This is a genomic window from Mucilaginibacter gotjawali (assembly GCF_002355435.1).
GTDB lineage: Bacteria > Bacteroidota > Bacteroidia > Sphingobacteriales > Sphingobacteriaceae > Mucilaginibacter > Mucilaginibacter gotjawali.
This window is the reverse complement of sequence record NZ_AP017313.1, coordinates 1,102,697-1,117,701: the sequence shown is the minus strand read 5'-3', so window position 1 is coordinate 1,117,701 and position 15,005 is coordinate 1,102,697. Positions and strand designations below refer to the sequence as shown.

The following is a 15,005-nucleotide window of genomic DNA, read 5'->3' as shown; positions in this document are numbered from 1 at the left end:
AAAGCGATTTTTACCAAAACAAAGAAGCCCCACTCAAGAGAGCGGGGCTGTTCCTTAATAATTAGATTTATTTGGATTTAAAATTATTCGCCTTTTTCTGCGTTTTCTTCGTGCTCTGCAGATGCTGTTGGCGCTTCAGGAGCTTCAGCAGCTGGTGCTTCTTCAACTGCAGGAGCAACTTCAACAACTTCTTCGGCAACCGGTGCAGCTTCTTCTTTAGTTGCAGGTGCAGCAGTTTTTGCTTTAGCAGCACCACCACGGCGGCGTGTTGATTTTTTCTCTGTTTTAGCAGTATCAGTACCGTAAACGGTGTTGTAATCTACCAGTTCAATCATGGCCATTTCGGCGTTGTCGCCTAAACGGTTTTCCATTTTAATGATCCGGGTATAACCGCCTGGGCGGGTTGCTACTTTTTCAGCAATTTCGCGGAACAATATGGTAACAGCGTCTTTATCCTGTAAATAGCTGAATACTGTACGGCGTGAGTGCGTAGTATCATTTTTTGATTTGGTGATGATCGGCTCTACATATATGCGTAATGCTTTAGCTTTTGCTAATGTAGTAGTGATGCGCTTATGTAAGATAAGCGAGGTAGCCATGTTACCAAGCATCGCTTTGCGGTGACTGTTGGTGCGGCCTAAGTGGTTAACTTTTTTTCCGTGTCTCATTGTTTTGTTATGTTTTCACGTGCATACCGTTGGGCGGCTATTTGTCAAGCCCGCGGAATTATGCCTATGTTAGTGATCAGAGGTTGGTGATTAGAGATTAGTTTCTATCTGCCAACCCTTATAAAATAAATTAGCGATTAAAGTTTTGAGAATCTATTCTCTTATCTCTAATCGCTAATCTCTAAATTACTCTTCGTCCAGTTTAAATTTCGAAAGGTTCATGCCGAATGACAAGCCTTTTGATTTAACCAGGTCCTGAATTTCTGTTAATGATTTTTTACCAAAGTTCCTGAACTTAAGCATATCTGCTACGTCGTATGAAACCAAATCGGCCAGGCTGCGGATATCAGCAGCTTTAAGGCAGTTTAGTGCACGAACAGAAAGATCAAGATCAACCAGTTCGGTTTTCAGAATCTTGCGCATGTGCAGGATCTCTTCGTCAACTTCTTTGGTTTCTTCCTTAGCCTGTGCTTCAAGCATCATGTTTTCATCGCTGAACAGCATAAAGTGCTGAATCAGGATCTTAGCAGCTTCTTTCAGCGCATCTTCAGGATGGATCGAGCCATCGGTAGCAATATCAAGTACTAATTTTTCATAGTCTGTTTTTTGTTCTACACGATAGTTTTCGATGGTATATTTTACGTTCTTGATGGGCGTATAAATAGAATCGATAGCGATCACACCTACATTGGCATCAGGATTTTTATTTTCTTCGCTGGGTACATAACCACGGCCCTTGTTTACAGTAAGCTCAATTTCAAGCGTTACTGACGAATCCATGTTACAGATAACCAAATCAGGATTTAAAACTGTAAAGTTGTTTGAGAACTTTGTGATATCACCGGCTTTAAACGCATCCTGGTTATTGATGATCACAAATATCTTTTCGCTCTCACCTGTTTCCCCTGATTTTTTAAACCTAACCTGTTTAAGGTTAAGGATGATCTCGGTAACGTCTTCAACAACTCCTTTTATGGTTGAAAACTCATGCATCACTCCCGAAAAACGAACTGAAGTGATCGCAAAACCTTCAAGTGATGAAAGTAATATACGACGGAGAGCATTACCAATGGTTATACCGAAGCCTGGTTCTAAGGGACGAAACTCAAACGTACCCTCAAAATCAGTCGATTTCTGCATGATAACCTTGTCTGGTTTTTGAAATGCTAAAATTGCCATTTATATCCTTTATTTATTGTTTACTTGATAATAGATTTGAGATGTGAGATATGAGAAGTGAGATTTTTATCTCCTTATATCATAAACTGTATCTGAAATCCCTTTTTTCTTTTTTTATTAAAATGAGATATGAGATTTTGATGTCTGTCTCAAATCTCATATCTAAAATCTCAAATCTTATTTTGAGTACAACTCGACGATCAGGTTTTCCTTGATGTTTTCAGGAATCTCATCGCGATTTGGATAGTTGAGGAATTTGCCTGTTAAATTGGCAGCATCCCACTCAAGCCAGCTATGTTTGTTGATCTTTCTGCCGGCAACTGAATGCGTAATAGCTTCAAGTGTTTTTGATTTTTCGCGAACCGCGATCACATCACCTGCTCTTAAAGTATATGATGCAATGTTTACTACCTCGCCGTTTACAGTAATGTGCTTGTGGCCAACTAACTGGCGGGCACCTGAACGGGTTGGGGCGATACCTAAACGGTAAACTGCATTATCCAAGCGGGCTTCTAATAATTTAAGCAAGTTTTCGCCGGTGATACCTTCTCTTGCAGAAGCGCGGTGAAATAAGTTTTCGAACTGACGTTCCAATACACCGTAAGTGTATTTAACTTTTTGTTTTTCCATCAACTGGGTTGAATACTCGGATTGTTTCCCTCTTCTTTTGGAAACACCGTGCATTCCCGGTGGATAATTTTTTCTTTCCAGCGCTTTATCCGGACCGAAGATCGGTTCGCGGAAACGGCGCGCAATTTTTGATTTTGGACCTGTATATCTAGCCATTGTTTGTGGTTTTTAAAGTATCAAGCAGCCCGCAGCTGCCGAATCTTAGCTTTAAAAAAAATTGTTAATTAAACTCTTCTTCTTTTTGACGGACGGCAACCATTGTGCGGAAGCGGGGTGATGTCCTTTATGGTAGTTACCTCGATACCTGCAGTTTGCAGTGTACGGATAGCCGATTCGCGGCCTGCGCCGGGACCTTTTACAAATACTTCTACCTTGCGTAAACCTAAGTCATAAGCAACTTTACCGCAATCGGCAGCAGCCTGACCGGCAGCATAAGGTGTGTTCTTTTTTGAACCTTTGAAACCCATTTTACCTGCAGACGACCATGAAATAGCCTGGCCGCTTTTGTTGGTTAGGGTTAAAATGATGTTGTTAAAGGTAGCGTTGATGTGTGCTTCGCCAACCGGCTCAACAATTACAATACGCTTTTTGGTAACTTTTTTGGTCTTAGCCATTTTTTTAATTATTGAATTAATGAATTATTGAGTTAGTGAATAACCCGGACCCATTAATATTTGTTACTTCATTTATTCCTGGCAACCTTCAGGGTTGCCAATCGGTTTCTATTTATTCAGCAAATGGTAAAACATTAACTAATCGCTAGTCTCTGTTCTCTAATTACTATTTCGTAGCCTTTTTCTTGTTAGCAACAGTCTTACGTTTTCCTTTACGGGTACGTGAGTTGTTTTTGGTACGCTGACCACGTAAAGGCAATCCTTTACGGTGACGGGTACCGCGATAGCAACCGATATCCATTAAACGTTTGATGTTAAGCTGAACTTCTGAACGCAATGAGCCTTCAACCTTGATCTGATCGTTGATTATACCGCGGATAGCGTTTAATTGCTCATCATTCCAATCCTGAACCTTGGTATTGAAATCAATACCGGCTTCAGTTAAAATCCGCTGCGCTGTTGAGCGGCCGATACCGTAAATGTAGGTCAGGCCTATCTCGCCTCTTTTATTCTTTGGTAAATCAATACCTGAAATCCTTGCCATATTTTTTGTTTGTATTTTTAGATAGTAACCGAACGGCGGGCCACCGTTGTACGGATTACTACAATTCTTTTAATTATCCCTGACGTTGTTTATACTTAGGGTTCTTCTTGTTAATAACATAAAGTTTCCCTTTACGGCGGATGATCTTGCAATCAACACTGCGTTTTTTAATGGATGCTCTAACTTTCATCGCGTTTTTATTTATATCTATAGGTTATTCTACCCTTTGTTAAATCATATGGACTCATTTCAAGTTTCACCCTGTCGCCAGGAAGAATTTTAATGTAGTGCATACGCATTTTGCCTGAAATATGCGCAATAATTTCGTGTCCATTCTCCAACTCTACCCTAAACATCGCGTTTGATAATGCTTCTTTAATCGTACCGTCTTGTTCAATTGAGGCTTGTTTGGCCATATTTTACTGATTATTACTCTATTATCCGCCTTAAAAGCGGGATGCAAAATTAATAAAAATTTATTAACTTTTATTTTTTTCTTTTAAAACATTATCTACATATGAAAATGTAGAAAGTATTTCGGGTTTCCCCTTTTTTACTGCCACTGTATGCTCGTAATGAGCAGAAGGTTTTCCGTCAGCAGTTGACACTGTCCAGCCATCGTCCCAAAACTTCACCCTGGCTTTACCGGCGTTGATCATGGGTTCAATGGCTATCACCATTCCTTCTTCCAGCTTAATACCTGAACCGCGTTTACCATAATTTGGCACTTCGGGTTTTTCATGCAAAGCTAGTCCAACGCCATGGCCTACCAGCTCCTTCACCACACCGAAACCATTCTTCTCAGCATGTTCCTGAACGGCATAGCCTATATCACCGATGCGCATGCCTGTTACAGCTTTTGCAACCCCCAGGTCAAGGCATTCCATGGTAACCCTCATCAGCTTCTTTACAGTATCGCTTACTTCGCCTATGGCAAATGTATATGCCGAGTCGCCGATATATTTATTCAGGATAGCGCCACAATCAACTGACACCAGGTCGCCGTCTACGAGCTCCCTGTTACCGGGAAAGCCGTGAACTACCTGGTCGTTCATTGAGATACACAATGAATAAGGGAAGCCATGATAATTTAAAAAAGCAGGAACCCCGCCGTTATCGCGGATAAAGGTTTCTGCTAATTTATTTAATTCAATGGTTTTTACACCGGGACCAATCACTTTAGCAATTTCTCCAAGTGTTTTGGAAACAAGTAAAGAACTTTCTCTTATGAGTTCTATCTCTTCGACAGACTTATAATTGATCTTTGACATGTTATAATTTTAGATAACCGGCTGACTTGTTCCACTTGCCGGAACGGATGTACGCCCTTTGATCCTGCCGGTCTTCATTAACCCGTCGTAATGACGCATTAACAAATGACTTTCAATTTGCTGTAAGGTATCTAACACAACACCCACAAGAATGATCAATGAGGTACCACCGAAGAACCTTGCAAATGCGCTGTTAACATGTAACAAACTGGCCAATGCAGGGAAAACGGCTATGATGGCAAGGAAAATAGAACCAGGTAATGTAATTCTTGAGATAACCCCGTCAATAAAATCAGCGGTAGCTTTACCCGGTTTGATACCAGGGATAAATCCACCATTCTTTTTCATATCCTCGGCCATCTGGTTAGGGTTTACAGTAATCGCTGTATAGAAGTAAGTGAATACAATGATCAGCACCGCAAACAATAAATTATGCCCCCATGCTGTATAGTCAGACAGTGACATCAATATCGGGTTAGACGCCGCCTTTGGAAAAAACTGCGTCACCGTAGCCGGAATAAACATTAATGCCTGGGCAAAAATGATCGGCATTACACCGGCTGCATTTACTTTTAAAGGGATATACTGCCTTACACCACCGTATTGTTTGTTACCAACAATACGCTTGGCATATTGAACCGCAACTTTACGGGTACCCTGAACGATCAGTATTGTGAACATTACCACACCTATCAGCGCAACAATTTCAACGATGAAAGTTACCAGGCCGCCGGCACCTGCATTACGCGACTGGAATTCCGATAAAAATGCACCTGGTAAAGCTGATATAATACCCACCATGATGATGAGCGAAATACCGTTTCCAATACCTTTATCTGTAATTTTCTCACCCAGCCACATGATAAACATAGTACCTGCCGTAAGCACGAACATATTTAAAACAGTAAAATAAGGATTTGCAATTTCCATCTGGTCGGCAGTGATCTGCGATTTCAGGTAAGCCGCTGCCTGCAATGCCGTGATCCCGATAGTTAAATATCGGGTCCACTGGTTTAGTTTATTACGGCCGCTTTCGCCTTCTTTTTGAAGTTTAGCGAAGTAAGGTACTGCTATACCCAATAATTGCACCACAATTGAAGCAGATATATAAGGCATTACCCCCAATGCGAAAATGGATGCATGTGAAAATGATCCGCCGGAAAACATATTCAGTAATCCTGCAATTCCTTCGGCACCTTTACCACTCACCGATGCAGGGCTAACGCCCGGCAATACTATGAATGAACCCGCACGATATATTAAAAGAAATAAGAGTGTGTTTGTAATACGCACTCTTAAATCATCGATTTTCCAGATATTGGATAATGTGGTGAAAAATTTCTTCATCGAAAATTATAGCTTTACTATGGTACCACCTGCTGCTTCAATCGCTTTTTGCGCTGTTGCAGTAAACGCGTGTGCTTTAACTTCTAACTTGGCTTTCAATTCGCCGCGGCCAAGGATCTTAACCACATCGCTTCTTGAAACCAGTCCGTGTTCTTTCAGTGTGTCAAAATCAACTGATGATAATGAATATTTTTCAGTTAATGCTTGCAATACGTCAAGGTTAACACCTGTGTATTCAACACGGTTAGGGTTTTTAAATCCTACCTTAGGTACACGGCGCTGTAAAGGCATCTGGCCACCTTCGAAACCAACTTTTGTGCTGGTACCTGAACGTGAACCTGCACCTTTATGGCCACGGGTTGATGTTCCGCCACGGCCTGAACCTGTACCACGGCCAATCCTTTTTCTATTTTTTGTAGAACCTTTTGCAGGTTTTAGATTACTTAAATTCATGATATTAAATATTTTCTACCGCTACCAGGTGATTAACTTTTTTAACCATACCAATAATAGCCGCAGTAGCTTCAACTTCTACACTGTGGTTGATCCTTTTTAAACCAAGGGCTTCAACTGTCTTTTTTTGGCGCTCACTTCTATCGATCACGCTTTTAATCTGAGTTATTTTGATTTTTGCCATGACTGATTATCCGTTAAATACTTTACCTAAACTAACGCCGCGTTGCTGGGCTACAGTATACGCATCACGCAATTGTGATAATGCCGATACGGTTGCTTTAACCACGTTGTGCGGGTTTGATGAACCTTTTGATTTTGCCAATACGTTGTGGATCCCTGCAGACTCCAATACGGCACGCATTGCACCACCTGCAATTACACCGGTACCATTAGCAGCTGGTTTAATGAAAACAAAACCACCTGAAAATTTACCAATTTGTTCGTGAGGTACAGTACCGTTAATGATAGGAACTTTTACCAGGTTCTTTTTGGCATCATCTATACCTTTAGCAATTGCTTCGGTAACTTCTTTTGCCTTACCTAAACCATAACCAACTACACCGTTTTCATCTCCTACCACAACAATGGCACTGAAGCTGAAAGTACGGCCGCCTTTAGTTACTTTGGCAACGCGTTGTATGCTAACCAAACGATCTTTTAATTCGATCTCGCTGGTTTTTACTCTTTTTATGTTGATTGTTGACATCTTTCTTTCCGATTAAAAGTTTAAACCACCTTCACGTGCACCATCAGCCAGTGATTTAATACGGCCATGGTATAAATAACCATTCCTGTCAAAAACCACATCTTTAATTCCTGCGGCAACAGCTTTCTCAGCAACCAGCTTGCCTACGGCAGCTGACTGATCGATCTTTGTACCCTTTTCTGCAGTGAAATCTTTTGATAATGATGAGGCCGACACTAATGTCTTGCCGCTAACATCGTCAATGATCTGCGCGTAAATACCTTTATTGCTTCTGTACACGGACAGACGCGGACGTGCTGAAGAACCGGAAATACGTTTTCTGATTCCCTTTTTTATTCTGTCTCTTCTTGATAACTTAGCTCCCATGACGATTATTTTTTAGATGCTGATTTACCTGCTTTTCTTCTCAATACTTCGCCAACAAACTTGATACCCTTGCCTTTGTATGGTTCAGGAGCACGTAACGAGCGTATTTTTGCCGCTACCTGGCCTATCAGTTGTTTATCAATTGACTCTAGAATAATGGTTGGGTTTTTACCCTTTTCAGCAGTTGTTGTAACTTTTATTTCTGTTGGTAATTCAAATACATAGTGGTGAGAGTATCCCAGCACTAAGTCTAATGTATTACCGGTATTGGTTGCACGATAACCTACACCTACTAATTCCTGCTCTAATTTATAACCGGTGGTTACACCAACTACCATGTTATTGATTAAAGCACGGTATAAGCCGTGTAATGCTTTATGACGTTTTTGATCAGAAGGGCGTTTTACAACCAGTTGTCCTTCTTCCACCTCAACAGTGATATCACTGTCAACGGCTTGATGCAACTCGCCTTTAGGGCCTTTTACAGTAACAACATTATCTGCTGATATACTGAAAGTAACTCCCTGGGGCAGCGCAATCGGTGATTTTCCTACTCTTGACATTGCTTAATTTCCTCCTATTAATATACGTAGCATAAAACTTCGCCACCAACATTCTGTGTACGGGCTTCTTTATCGGTCATTACACCTTTAGAAGTTGACAGGATGGCGATACCTAAACCATTTAATACTCTTGGCATATTGTCCATGCCTGCGTATTTCCTCAAACCTGGTTTACTGATGCGCGAAATGCTGCGGATAGCAGAAATTTTTGTTATCGGGTGGTATTTCAAAGCTACCTTAATAGTACCCTGAGGACCGTTGTCTTCAAACTTAAAATTGGCAATGTAACCTTTGTCGAAAAGCACTTTCGTGATTTCCTTTTTCAGATTTGATGCAGGAATTTCAACAACCCTATGGTTGGCCTTAATAGCATTCCTTACTCTTGTAAGATAATCTGCGATTGGATCTGTATTCATTTTATTGTTTTATGATAGTGGTTTCCTTTATTTCCGGACCTGCTATCGGTTAGTATTTGAGTCTTGAGTCCTAAGTCCAAAGTCTTAAGTCGACTTAGGACTCAAGACTAACGACTTTAGACTTAATTACCAGCTTGCTTTCTTTACTCCGGGGATCTTGCCGTCCAATGCCATTTCACGGAATGTAACACGTGAAATACCAAATTGACGCATATAACCACGGGGGCGGCCTGTTAATTTACACCTGTTGTGTAATTTTACGGGTGAAGCTGCTTTTGGTAATTTATCCAAAGCAAGGTAATCACCTGCTGCCTTAAGGGCCGCTCTTTTTTCAGCGTATTTAGCTACTAATTTAGCACGTTTCAATTCACGCGCTTTTACACCTTCTTTAGCCATTTGTAGTTGTATTTTGATTTTTAAATGGTAATCCAAATTGTTTCAACAACTCCAATGCTTCAACATCGTTTGTTGCGGAGGTTACAAAGGTAATATCCATACCCTGTATCTTGTTGATCTTGTCGATATTGATCTCAGGGAAAATGATCTGCTCAGATATACCTAAAGTATAGTTTCCGCGGCCATCAAAACCCTTGTCATTAATACCTTTGAAGTCACGGATACGTGGCAGCGCGATAGCGATCAAACGATCAAGGAATTCATACATGGTATTATCACGTAAAGTAACACGAACACCGATTGGCATGTTTTTACGTAATTTAAAGTTTGAAATATCCTTTTTCGATTTTGAAGAAACCGCTTGCTGACCAGTGATGGTAGTAAGCTCGGCAATTGTACTTTCGATCAGTTTTTTATCAGTAGTTGCACCACCAACACCCTGGTTGATAGCGATTTTTTCAAGTTTAGGAACCTGCATTACGCTTTTATACTGAAATTTATCTTTCAGTGCAGTACGGATCTCAGTTCTATACTTTGTTTTTAATCTTGGTACGTATTCCATTACTTAATTTCCTCTCCTGATATTTTTGCCACTCTTACTAATTTACCGGCTTCGTTTCTTTTACGGCCAACGCGGGTTGGTTTGCCCGATTGAGGGTCAACCAGCATCAGGTTTGAAACGTGTATGGCAGCTTCCTGCTTAACAATACCACCATTGGGTTTTGCTGCATTTGGCTTAGTATGTTTTGATACTAAATTAGCACCTTCAACAATTATGCGGTTCTTGTCTAATATTACTTCTAATACTTTACCCTGGGCGCCTTTTGAGTCACCGGCTATAACCTTAACCAGATCACCTTTTTTGATCTTCATTTTGGCAGGTTTTATATTCTTCTTATTTTCCATGTTACAATACCTCCGGTGCTAATGATACAATTTTCATAAATTGTTTCTCACGTAATTCTCTTGCAACAGGGCCAAAGATACGTGTGCCTCTTGGCTCATCCTGGTTATTTAATAAAACTGCTGCGTTGTCGTCAAAACGAATGTATGAACCATCCTTGCGGCGGATCTCTTTTTTGGTCCTAACCACAACAGCTTTTGAAACAGTACCTTTTTTAACGTTGCCTGATGGCAGGGCGCTTTTTACGGTTACTACTATCTTATCGCCGATAGAGGCATACCTTTTCCCGGTACCACCCAACACGCGGATCACTAAAACTTCTTTAGCACCGCTGTTATCAGCTACGTTTAATCTTGATTCCTGTTGTACCATTTTATTTAGCCCTTTCTAAAATTTGAACTAGTCTCCAGTTTTTGTTTTTGCTCAGCGGGCGTGTTTCCATAATCAATACGGTATCGCCTATACCACAGGTATTTGCTTCATCATGGGCCATAAATTTGGTGGTCTTCTTTACGAATTTACCATAGATAGGGTGTTTTACTTTCCTTTCTACAGCAACAACAACAGATTTATCCATCTTATTGCTTACTACCAGGCCGGTACGAGTTTTTCTTAAATTTCTTTCCATTTTTCCCGATTCTTAAAATTATTCAGAAGCTGACGCTGATTTACGCTTTGTTATTTCAGTGGTCAAACGGGCGATATCCTTACGTACTTTTGTAATACGGCTAGGGTTTTCAATAGCAGAAACCGCGTGTGCAAATTTCAGTTTGGTAAGATTTGCTCTTTCCTCGCTGATCCTGGCAACCAATTCTTCAGTCGACAACTCCAAAATTTCTGAGTTCTTCATTTTCTTTATTGTTTGTTGTAATGTTGGAAAGTTTCAATGTTGTAATGTTTTTGTCTGTTGGCTGTATAACATTACAACCTTTCAACTTTACAACTTTTCAACTCTTCAAATTTATGCTTCTACGTAATCTCTACGTACTATAAATCTTGTTTGTACAGGCAACTTTTGTGCTGCCAAACGCAATGCTTCCTTTGCAATATCCAAAGGCACGCCTTCTGCTTCAAAAATGATCCTTCCGGGGCGTACTACCGCAACCCAGTATTCAGGAGCACCTTTACCTTTACCCATACGTACTTCTGCTGGTTTTTTGGTTACGGGTTTGTCAGGAAATATCCTGATCCAAACCTGTCCTTCACGTTTCATAAAACGTGTAACAGCAATACGTGCAGCTTCTATCTGCCGGCTGGTGATCCAGGCTGCTTCAAGTGATTTTATACCGAAAGATCCGAATGACAGTTCAGCGCCACGACTGGCGTTTCCCTTCATTCTGCCTTTTTGCATCTTTCTGAACTTCGTTCTTTTTGGCTGTAGCATTTTATTATTCTTTGAGATATGAGATTTGAGATATGAGATTTGAGATGTTACTCTACGAATCTTTATCGAAAATCTGTACCTTATTAATTATTACTTTATCTTTCTGCAAACCCTCGATGATCGATAAAATGCTTCTCACATCTCATATCTCACATCTCATATCTGCCTGACTTATCTCTTTCCTGGACCGCCCGGACGATTTCCGCCTGGACGGCTACCACCTGCGCCTGGTCCACCGGTACGGTTCGGCCCACCCGGACGGCTTCCGCCACCGCGTTGGTTAGCACCACCCGGTGCGCCTGGTCCTCTGCGATCGTTTCCACCTTTTCTGTCGCCGCTTCTGCGTTCACCGCCGCGTTCGCCGCCTCTTTCGTTACCACGACCGCCAAATGCTGCCGCTCCTTCAGGACGTCCGCCTTTGCCGCTTGCGCTGCTGGCACCGCCAATGTTTGGAGAAAGATCGCGTTTGCCGTAAACTTCGCCTTTGCAGATCCATACTTTAACACCTATTTTACCATAGGTAGTTAATGCTTCTGCCAGTGCATAGTCAATATCAGCACGGAAAGTGTGCAATGGAATTCTTCCTTCTTTATATTGTTCAGTACGTGCCATTTCCGCACCGCCTAAACGGCCCGATGTCATCACCTTAATTCCTTCAGCACCCATTCTCATGGTTGAAGCAATAGTGGTTTTCATGGCACGACGGAATGAAATACGTGCTTCTAATTGTTTTGCTATACCTTCAGCAACTAATTGTGCATCAAGTTCAGGACGTTTGATCTCAAATATGTTTATCTGAACTTCCTTTTTAGTCAATTTTTTTAATTCTTCTTTGATCTTGTCAACTTCCTGGCCGCCTTTACCGATAACGATACCCGGGCGGGCTGTGTGGATAGTTACAGTGATGCGTTTTAAGGTACGCTCAATAACGATCTTTGAAACACCACCTTTTGAGATACGTGCTGAAAGATATTTACGGATCTTTTCGTCTTCAACTAATTTGTCGGCATAATGATTGCCACCGAACCAATTAGAATCCCAACCTCTGATGATTCCTAACCTGTTACCTATTGGATGTGCTTTCTGTCCCATTTCAAATTAATTGTTAACGTTTTTACTATCTACAACCAGGTGTACATGGTTTGAGCGTTTGCGGATACGGTATCCCCTTCCCTGCGGAGCGGGACGCAGCCTTTTTAACTGGCGGCCGCCGCCTACTGAAACCTCTTTTACAAACAGGTTGCTATCTTCAACACGTTTGTCTTCGTTTTTTGCTTCCCAGTTTTTGATGGCTGATAACAAAAGCTTTTCAACACGAATTGCAGCTTCTTTATTTGTGAATTTGAGGATGTATAACGCTTTCTCAACGTTTACACCACGGATCAGGTCAACCACCAAACGCATTTTACGGGGTGAGGTTGGGCAGTTCTGTAATTTTGCGATTGAAGCGCCGCCTTGCTGAGCTTTTTCCTCTTCTTTGCGTTGCCTGATCAATACAGACTTTTTAATTTTTGTTCTTGCTTCTTCCATTGCCTGTTATTTTTTCTTTTCAGCGTGACCGCGGAATGTACGGGTTGGTGCAAACTCTCCCAGCTTGTGTCCAACCATGTTTTCTGTTACGTACACAGGGATAAATTTATTACCGTTGTGTACCGCGAATGTATGACCAACGAAATCCGGAGAGATCATGGAACGACGAGACCATGTTTTTACAACCGACTTCTTGTTTGAATCATTCAGAACCGTAACTTTTCTGTCTAAGTTATGGTCGATGTAAGGTCCTTTTTTAATTGAACGAGCCATTATTTTTTCCTTCTTTCAATGATATAACGATCCGATGTTTTCTTTTTGTCACGAGTTTTAAAGCCTTTGGCTAATAAACCTTTGCGTGAACGTGGATGACCACCTGAGGCCCTTCCCTCACCACCACCCATAGGGTGATCTACCGGGTTCATGGCTACACCACGAACTCTTGGCCTGCGGCCTAACCAGCGCTTGCGGCCGGCTTTACCTAATACGGCGTTAGCTTTCTCGCCATTTGAAACGGTACCGATAGTTGCCAAACAAGTTGCCAGTATCATACGTGTTTCGCCTGAAGGCAATTTGATGATGGCATATTTACCATCACGTGCCGAAAGCTGGGCATAAGTACCTGCACTGCGTGCTATGGTACCACCCTGGCCGGGGTTAAGTTCAATATTGTGGATGATAGAACCAAGCGGGATGCTCTTCAACGGCAATGTATTACCTACTTCGGGTGCTACGCTGTCGCCTGACAGAACAGTCATACCAACGGTAAGTCCTGCAGGGGCTATCATATATCTTTTTTCGCCATCGGCAAAGTGCAATAATGCTATACGTGCCGAACGGTTAGGATCATACTCGATAGTTGCAACTTTCGCTGGGATATCAAATTTATTACGTTTGAAATCAATTAACCTGTAAGCTTGTTTGTGGCCACCACCTAAATAGCGCATGGTCATTTTACCGCTGTTGTTACGTCCGCCCGATCGTGTGTTTACCGAAACTACCAATGTTTTTTCAGGAACATTAGTTGTGATATCAGCTGTACTGGTATCAATCCGGAAGCGTGTACCGGGTGTAACCGGTTTAAATCTTTTAACTGCCATCTCTTTATTTATATGCCGCTATAAAAATCAATTACTTCTCCGTCTTTCAACGTAATGATCGCTTTTTTGTAAGTAGCTGCGCGTCCTGAAACGGCACCGGCCTTAGTATTGCGGGTCTTTAGTTTACCAACGTATTTCATGGTGTTTACCGCTTTAACGTTTACACCATACATCGCCTCAATGGCTCCTTTAATCTGAATCTTGTTGGCCCTGTGGTCAACTTTGAAAGCATAACGATTAAGCTTCTCGGTTAAGCGGGTTACTTTTTCAGTAAGTAAGGGTTTCTTTAAAATTTCCATATTTACTTAGCTAATGCTTCCTCCAAAGTTTTAAGAGCACCTGTAGTTAATATCAGCTTGCCAGCGTTTAACACATCATAGGTGTTTAACTGGTCGGCTAAAATAACCTTGGTTTTTTTCAGGTTTCTGCTTGATAAATACACATTGTTATTTGCAGCGCCTAATACTAAAAGTGTTCTTACGTCACCTGCATTTAAGTCGGTGGTAAACTGTACATAGCTTTTAGTTTTTACAGTATCGAAAGTAAAATCTTCTACTACTACTATGCTGCTATCTTTTGCTTTATAGGATAAAGCTGATTTACGGGCAAGTACTTTTAGTTTTTTATTTAACTTGAAGCTGTAATCGCGTGGTTGCGGACCGAATACACGGCCACCACCATTAAACAACGGTGATTTTACGCTACCGGCACGGGCACCGCCTGTACCTTTTTGCTTATATAATTTACGGGTTGAACCTGCAATTTCGTTACGCTGTTTTGATTTGTGCGTTCCCTGGCGCTGGTTAGCGAGGAATTGCTTTACATCCAAATAGATAGCGTGATCGTTTGGTTCGATTCCGAATACGGACTCAGAAAGTTGCACCTTGGCACCTGTTTCTTTACCTGATACATTTACTACGTTAACTTCCAT

28 protein-coding genes are annotated in these 15,005 nt (G+C 41.4%); all 28 read right to left on the bottom strand.

Going from position 1 to position 15,005, the window contains the following annotated elements; translation table 11 throughout:
- Positions 1-83: 83 nt before the first annotated feature.
- Positions 84-668 (bottom strand): 50S ribosomal protein L17, encoded by a 585-nt coding sequence (rplQ, locus tag MgSA37_RS05140; protein ID WP_096350157.1) that lies wholly within the window; start codon positions 666-668, stop codon positions 84-86.
- A 186-nt stretch (positions 669-854) separates the two neighbouring features.
- A complete protein-coding gene (locus MgSA37_RS05135) occupies positions 855-1,847 on the bottom strand; it encodes a DNA-directed RNA polymerase subunit alpha (RefSeq protein WP_096350156.1) in 993 nt (330 codons plus the stop codon).
- Positions 1,848-2,024: 177 nt separating this feature from the next.
- Positions 2,025-2,633 carry a 30S ribosomal protein S4 gene (gene rpsD, locus MgSA37_RS05130; RefSeq protein WP_096350155.1) on the bottom strand — a complete coding sequence of 203 codons (609 nt, stop codon included), beginning with the start codon at positions 2,631-2,633 and terminating at the stop codon, positions 2,025-2,027.
- Between the two features lie 68 nt (positions 2,634-2,701).
- Positions 2,702-3,091, bottom strand: coding sequence for a 30S ribosomal protein S11 (gene rpsK, locus MgSA37_RS05125; protein WP_096350154.1), 390 nt, complete (start codon positions 3,089-3,091; stop codon positions 2,702-2,704).
- 166 nt (positions 3,092-3,257) lie between these two features.
- A complete protein-coding gene (gene rpsM / locus MgSA37_RS05120) occupies positions 3,258-3,635 on the bottom strand; it encodes a 30S ribosomal protein S13 (RefSeq protein WP_096350153.1) in 378 nt (125 codons plus the stop codon).
- Between the two features lie 73 nt (positions 3,636-3,708).
- Positions 3,709-3,825, bottom strand: a complete 117-nt coding sequence (gene rpmJ / locus MgSA37_RS05115; RefSeq protein ID WP_096350152.1) for a 50S ribosomal protein L36 — start codon at positions 3,823-3,825, stop codon at positions 3,709-3,711.
- Between the two features lie 7 nt (positions 3,826-3,832).
- On the bottom strand, positions 3,833-4,051 hold the full coding sequence (infA, locus tag MgSA37_RS05110) for a translation initiation factor IF-1 (RefSeq protein WP_008506260.1): 219 nt from the start codon (positions 4,049-4,051) through the stop codon (positions 3,833-3,835).
- Between the two features lie 63 nt (positions 4,052-4,114).
- Entirely contained in the window at positions 4,115-4,906 is a 792-nt protein-coding gene (map, locus tag MgSA37_RS05105) for a type I methionyl aminopeptidase (protein ID WP_096350151.1), read from the bottom strand.
- A gap of 9 nt (positions 4,907-4,915) precedes the next feature.
- On the bottom strand, positions 4,916-6,253 hold the full coding sequence (gene secY / locus MgSA37_RS05100; RefSeq protein WP_096350150.1) for a preprotein translocase subunit SecY: 1,338 nt from the start codon (positions 6,251-6,253) through the stop codon (positions 4,916-4,918).
- A 6-nt stretch (positions 6,254-6,259) separates the two neighbouring features.
- On the bottom strand, positions 6,260-6,706 hold the full coding sequence (gene rplO, locus MgSA37_RS05095) for a 50S ribosomal protein L15 (protein ID WP_096350149.1): 447 nt from the start codon (positions 6,704-6,706) through the stop codon (positions 6,260-6,262).
- A 4-nt stretch (positions 6,707-6,710) separates the two neighbouring features.
- The gene (gene rpmD / locus MgSA37_RS05090) at positions 6,711-6,890 is read right to left on the bottom strand and encodes a 50S ribosomal protein L30 (protein WP_096350148.1); all 180 of its coding nucleotides are present in this window, start codon (positions 6,888-6,890) and stop codon (positions 6,711-6,713) included.
- Positions 6,891-6,896: 6 nt separating this feature from the next.
- On the bottom strand, positions 6,897-7,415 hold the full coding sequence (gene rpsE / locus MgSA37_RS05085; protein WP_096350147.1) for a 30S ribosomal protein S5: 519 nt from the start codon (positions 7,413-7,415) through the stop codon (positions 6,897-6,899).
- Between the two features lie 12 nt (positions 7,416-7,427).
- Positions 7,428-7,781: a 50S ribosomal protein L18 gene (rplR, locus tag MgSA37_RS05080; protein WP_096350146.1), complete on the bottom strand. Its 354-nt coding sequence runs from the start codon at positions 7,779-7,781 to the stop codon at positions 7,428-7,430.
- A gap of 5 nt (positions 7,782-7,786) precedes the next feature.
- Positions 7,787-8,344, bottom strand: a complete 558-nt coding sequence (rplF, locus tag MgSA37_RS05075) for a 50S ribosomal protein L6 (RefSeq protein ID WP_096350145.1) — start codon at positions 8,342-8,344, stop codon at positions 7,787-7,789.
- 17 nt (positions 8,345-8,361) lie between these two features.
- A complete protein-coding gene (gene rpsH / locus MgSA37_RS05070; protein ID WP_096350144.1) occupies positions 8,362-8,760 on the bottom strand; it encodes a 30S ribosomal protein S8 in 399 nt (132 codons plus the stop codon).
- 126 nt (positions 8,761-8,886) lie between these two features.
- Positions 8,887-9,156, bottom strand: coding sequence for a 30S ribosomal protein S14 (rpsN, locus tag MgSA37_RS05065; protein ID WP_096350143.1), 270 nt, complete (start codon positions 9,154-9,156; stop codon positions 8,887-8,889).
- A complete protein-coding gene (gene rplE, locus MgSA37_RS05060) occupies positions 9,149-9,718 on the bottom strand; it encodes a 50S ribosomal protein L5 (RefSeq protein WP_096350142.1) in 570 nt (189 codons plus the stop codon). The genes rpsN and rplE overlap by 8 nt, the downstream gene beginning before the upstream one ends.
- Entirely contained in the window at positions 9,718-10,062 is a 345-nt protein-coding gene (gene rplX / locus MgSA37_RS05055; RefSeq protein WP_096350141.1) for a 50S ribosomal protein L24, read from the bottom strand. Before rplX ends, rplE begins: the two co-directional genes overlap by 1 nt.
- A 1-nt stretch (position 10,063) precedes the next feature.
- On the bottom strand, positions 10,064-10,432 hold the full coding sequence (gene rplN, locus MgSA37_RS05050; RefSeq protein WP_073405786.1) for a 50S ribosomal protein L14: 369 nt from the start codon (positions 10,430-10,432) through the stop codon (positions 10,064-10,066).
- 1 nt (position 10,433) lies between these two features.
- A complete protein-coding gene (rpsQ, locus tag MgSA37_RS05045) occupies positions 10,434-10,688 on the bottom strand; it encodes a 30S ribosomal protein S17 (protein WP_096350140.1) in 255 nt (84 codons plus the stop codon).
- Between the two features lie 18 nt (positions 10,689-10,706).
- The gene (gene rpmC, locus MgSA37_RS05040; RefSeq protein WP_096350139.1) at positions 10,707-10,910 is read right to left on the bottom strand and encodes a 50S ribosomal protein L29; all 204 of its coding nucleotides are present in this window, start codon (positions 10,908-10,910) and stop codon (positions 10,707-10,709) included.
- A gap of 111 nt (positions 10,911-11,021) precedes the next feature.
- Complete coding sequence (rplP, locus tag MgSA37_RS05035; protein WP_096350138.1) at positions 11,022-11,444, bottom strand: 50S ribosomal protein L16; 423 nt, start codon at positions 11,442-11,444, stop codon at positions 11,022-11,024.
- A 171-nt stretch (positions 11,445-11,615) separates the two neighbouring features.
- Positions 11,616-12,536 carry a 30S ribosomal protein S3 gene (gene rpsC, locus MgSA37_RS05030; RefSeq protein WP_096350137.1) on the bottom strand — a complete coding sequence of 307 codons (921 nt, stop codon included), beginning with the start codon at positions 12,534-12,536 and terminating at the stop codon, positions 11,616-11,618.
- Positions 12,537-12,542: 6 nt separating this feature from the next.
- On the bottom strand, positions 12,543-12,974 hold the full coding sequence (rplV, locus tag MgSA37_RS05025) for a 50S ribosomal protein L22 (protein ID WP_197706090.1): 432 nt from the start codon (positions 12,972-12,974) through the stop codon (positions 12,543-12,545).
- 6 nt (positions 12,975-12,980) lie between these two features.
- Entirely contained in the window at positions 12,981-13,247 is a 267-nt protein-coding gene (gene rpsS / locus MgSA37_RS05020) for a 30S ribosomal protein S19 (protein WP_096350136.1), read from the bottom strand.
- Positions 13,247-14,074, bottom strand: a complete 828-nt coding sequence (gene rplB / locus MgSA37_RS05015) for a 50S ribosomal protein L2 (protein WP_096350135.1) — start codon at positions 14,072-14,074, stop codon at positions 13,247-13,249. The genes rpsS and rplB overlap by 1 nt, the downstream gene beginning before the upstream one ends.
- Positions 14,075-14,082: 8 nt before the next feature.
- Positions 14,083-14,373, bottom strand: a complete 291-nt coding sequence (rplW, locus tag MgSA37_RS05010) for a 50S ribosomal protein L23 (RefSeq protein WP_096350134.1) — start codon at positions 14,371-14,373, stop codon at positions 14,083-14,085.
- 2 nt (positions 14,374-14,375) lie between these two features.
- Positions 14,376-15,005: a 50S ribosomal protein L4 gene (gene rplD, locus MgSA37_RS05005; RefSeq protein WP_096350133.1), complete on the bottom strand. Its 630-nt coding sequence runs from the start codon at positions 15,003-15,005 to the stop codon at positions 14,376-14,378.

Excerpts from the sequence above, each read along its gene's own strand:
- rplQ (WP_096350157.1), bottom strand. The coding sequence starts at position 668 with ATGAGACACGGAAAAAAAGTTAACCACTTAGGCCGCACCAACAGTCAC.
- MgSA37_RS05135 (WP_096350156.1), bottom strand. The coding sequence starts at position 1,847 with ATGGCAATTTTAGCATTTCAAAAACCAGACAAGGTTATCATGCAGAAA.
- rpsD (WP_096350155.1), bottom strand. The coding sequence starts at position 2,633 with ATGGCTAGATATACAGGTCCAAAATCAAAAATTGCGCGCCGTTTCCGC.
- rpsK (WP_096350154.1), bottom strand. The coding sequence starts at position 3,091 with ATGGCTAAGACCAAAAAAGTTACCAAAAAGCGTATTGTAATTGTTGAG.
- rpsM (WP_096350153.1), bottom strand. The coding sequence starts at position 3,635 with ATGGCAAGGATTTCAGGTATTGATTTACCAAAGAATAAAAGAGGCGAG.
- rpmJ (WP_096350152.1), bottom strand. The coding sequence starts at position 3,825 with ATGAAAGTTAGAGCATCCATTAAAAAACGCAGTGTTGATTGCAAGATC.
- infA (WP_008506260.1), bottom strand. The coding sequence starts at position 4,051 with ATGGCCAAACAAGCCTCAATTGAACAAGACGGTACGATTAAAGAAGCA.
- map (WP_096350151.1), bottom strand. The coding sequence starts at position 4,906 with ATGTCAAAGATCAATTATAAGTCTGTCGAAGAGATAGAACTCATAAGA.
- secY (WP_096350150.1), bottom strand. The coding sequence starts at position 6,253 with ATGAAGAAATTTTTCACCACATTATCCAATATCTGGAAAATCGATGAT.
- rplO (WP_096350149.1), bottom strand. The coding sequence starts at position 6,706 with ATGAATTTAAGTAATCTAAAACCTGCAAAAGGTTCTACAAAAAATAGA.
- rpmD (WP_096350148.1), bottom strand. The coding sequence starts at position 6,890 with ATGGCAAAAATCAAAATAACTCAGATTAAAAGCGTGATCGATAGAAGT.
- rpsE (WP_096350147.1), bottom strand. The coding sequence starts at position 7,415 with ATGTCAACAATCAACATAAAAAGAGTAAAAACCAGCGAGATCGAATTA.
- rplR (WP_096350146.1), bottom strand. The coding sequence starts at position 7,781 with ATGGGAGCTAAGTTATCAAGAAGAGACAGAATAAAAAAGGGAATCAGA.
- rplF (WP_096350145.1), bottom strand. The coding sequence starts at position 8,344 with ATGTCAAGAGTAGGAAAATCACCGATTGCGCTGCCCCAGGGAGTTACT.
- rpsH (WP_096350144.1), bottom strand. The coding sequence starts at position 8,760 with ATGAATACAGATCCAATCGCAGATTATCTTACAAGAGTAAGGAATGCT.
- rpsN (WP_096350143.1), bottom strand. The coding sequence starts at position 9,156 with ATGGCTAAAGAAGGTGTAAAAGCGCGTGAATTGAAACGTGCTAAATTA.
- rplE (WP_096350142.1), bottom strand. The coding sequence starts at position 9,718 with ATGGAATACGTACCAAGATTAAAAACAAAGTATAGAACTGAGATCCGT.
- rplX (WP_096350141.1), bottom strand. The coding sequence starts at position 10,062 with ATGGAAAATAAGAAGAATATAAAACCTGCCAAAATGAAGATCAAAAAA.
- rplN (WP_073405786.1), bottom strand. The coding sequence starts at position 10,432 with ATGGTACAACAGGAATCAAGATTAAACGTAGCTGATAACAGCGGTGCT.
- rpsQ (WP_096350140.1), bottom strand. The coding sequence starts at position 10,688 with ATGGAAAGAAATTTAAGAAAAACTCGTACCGGCCTGGTAGTAAGCAAT.
- rpmC (WP_096350139.1), bottom strand. The coding sequence starts at position 10,910 with ATGAAGAACTCAGAAATTTTGGAGTTGTCGACTGAAGAATTGGTTGCC.
- rplP (WP_096350138.1), bottom strand. The coding sequence starts at position 11,444 with ATGCTACAGCCAAAAAGAACGAAGTTCAGAAAGATGCAAAAAGGCAGA.
- rpsC (WP_096350137.1), bottom strand. The coding sequence starts at position 12,536 with ATGGGACAGAAAGCACATCCAATAGGTAACAGGTTAGGAATCATCAGA.
- rplV (WP_197706090.1), bottom strand. The coding sequence starts at position 12,974 with ATGGAAGAAGCAAGAACAAAAATTAAAAAGTCTGTATTGATCAGGCAA.
- rpsS (WP_096350136.1), bottom strand. The coding sequence starts at position 13,247 with ATGGCTCGTTCAATTAAAAAAGGACCTTACATCGACCATAACTTAGAC.
- rplB (WP_096350135.1), bottom strand. The coding sequence starts at position 14,074 with ATGGCAGTTAAAAGATTTAAACCGGTTACACCCGGTACACGCTTCCGG.
- rplW (WP_096350134.1), bottom strand. The coding sequence starts at position 14,373 with ATGGAAATTTTAAAGAAACCCTTACTTACTGAAAAAGTAACCCGCTTA.
- rplD (WP_096350133.1), bottom strand. The coding sequence starts at position 15,005 with ATGGAAGTTAACGTAGTAAATGTATCAGGTAAAGAAACAGGTGCCAAG.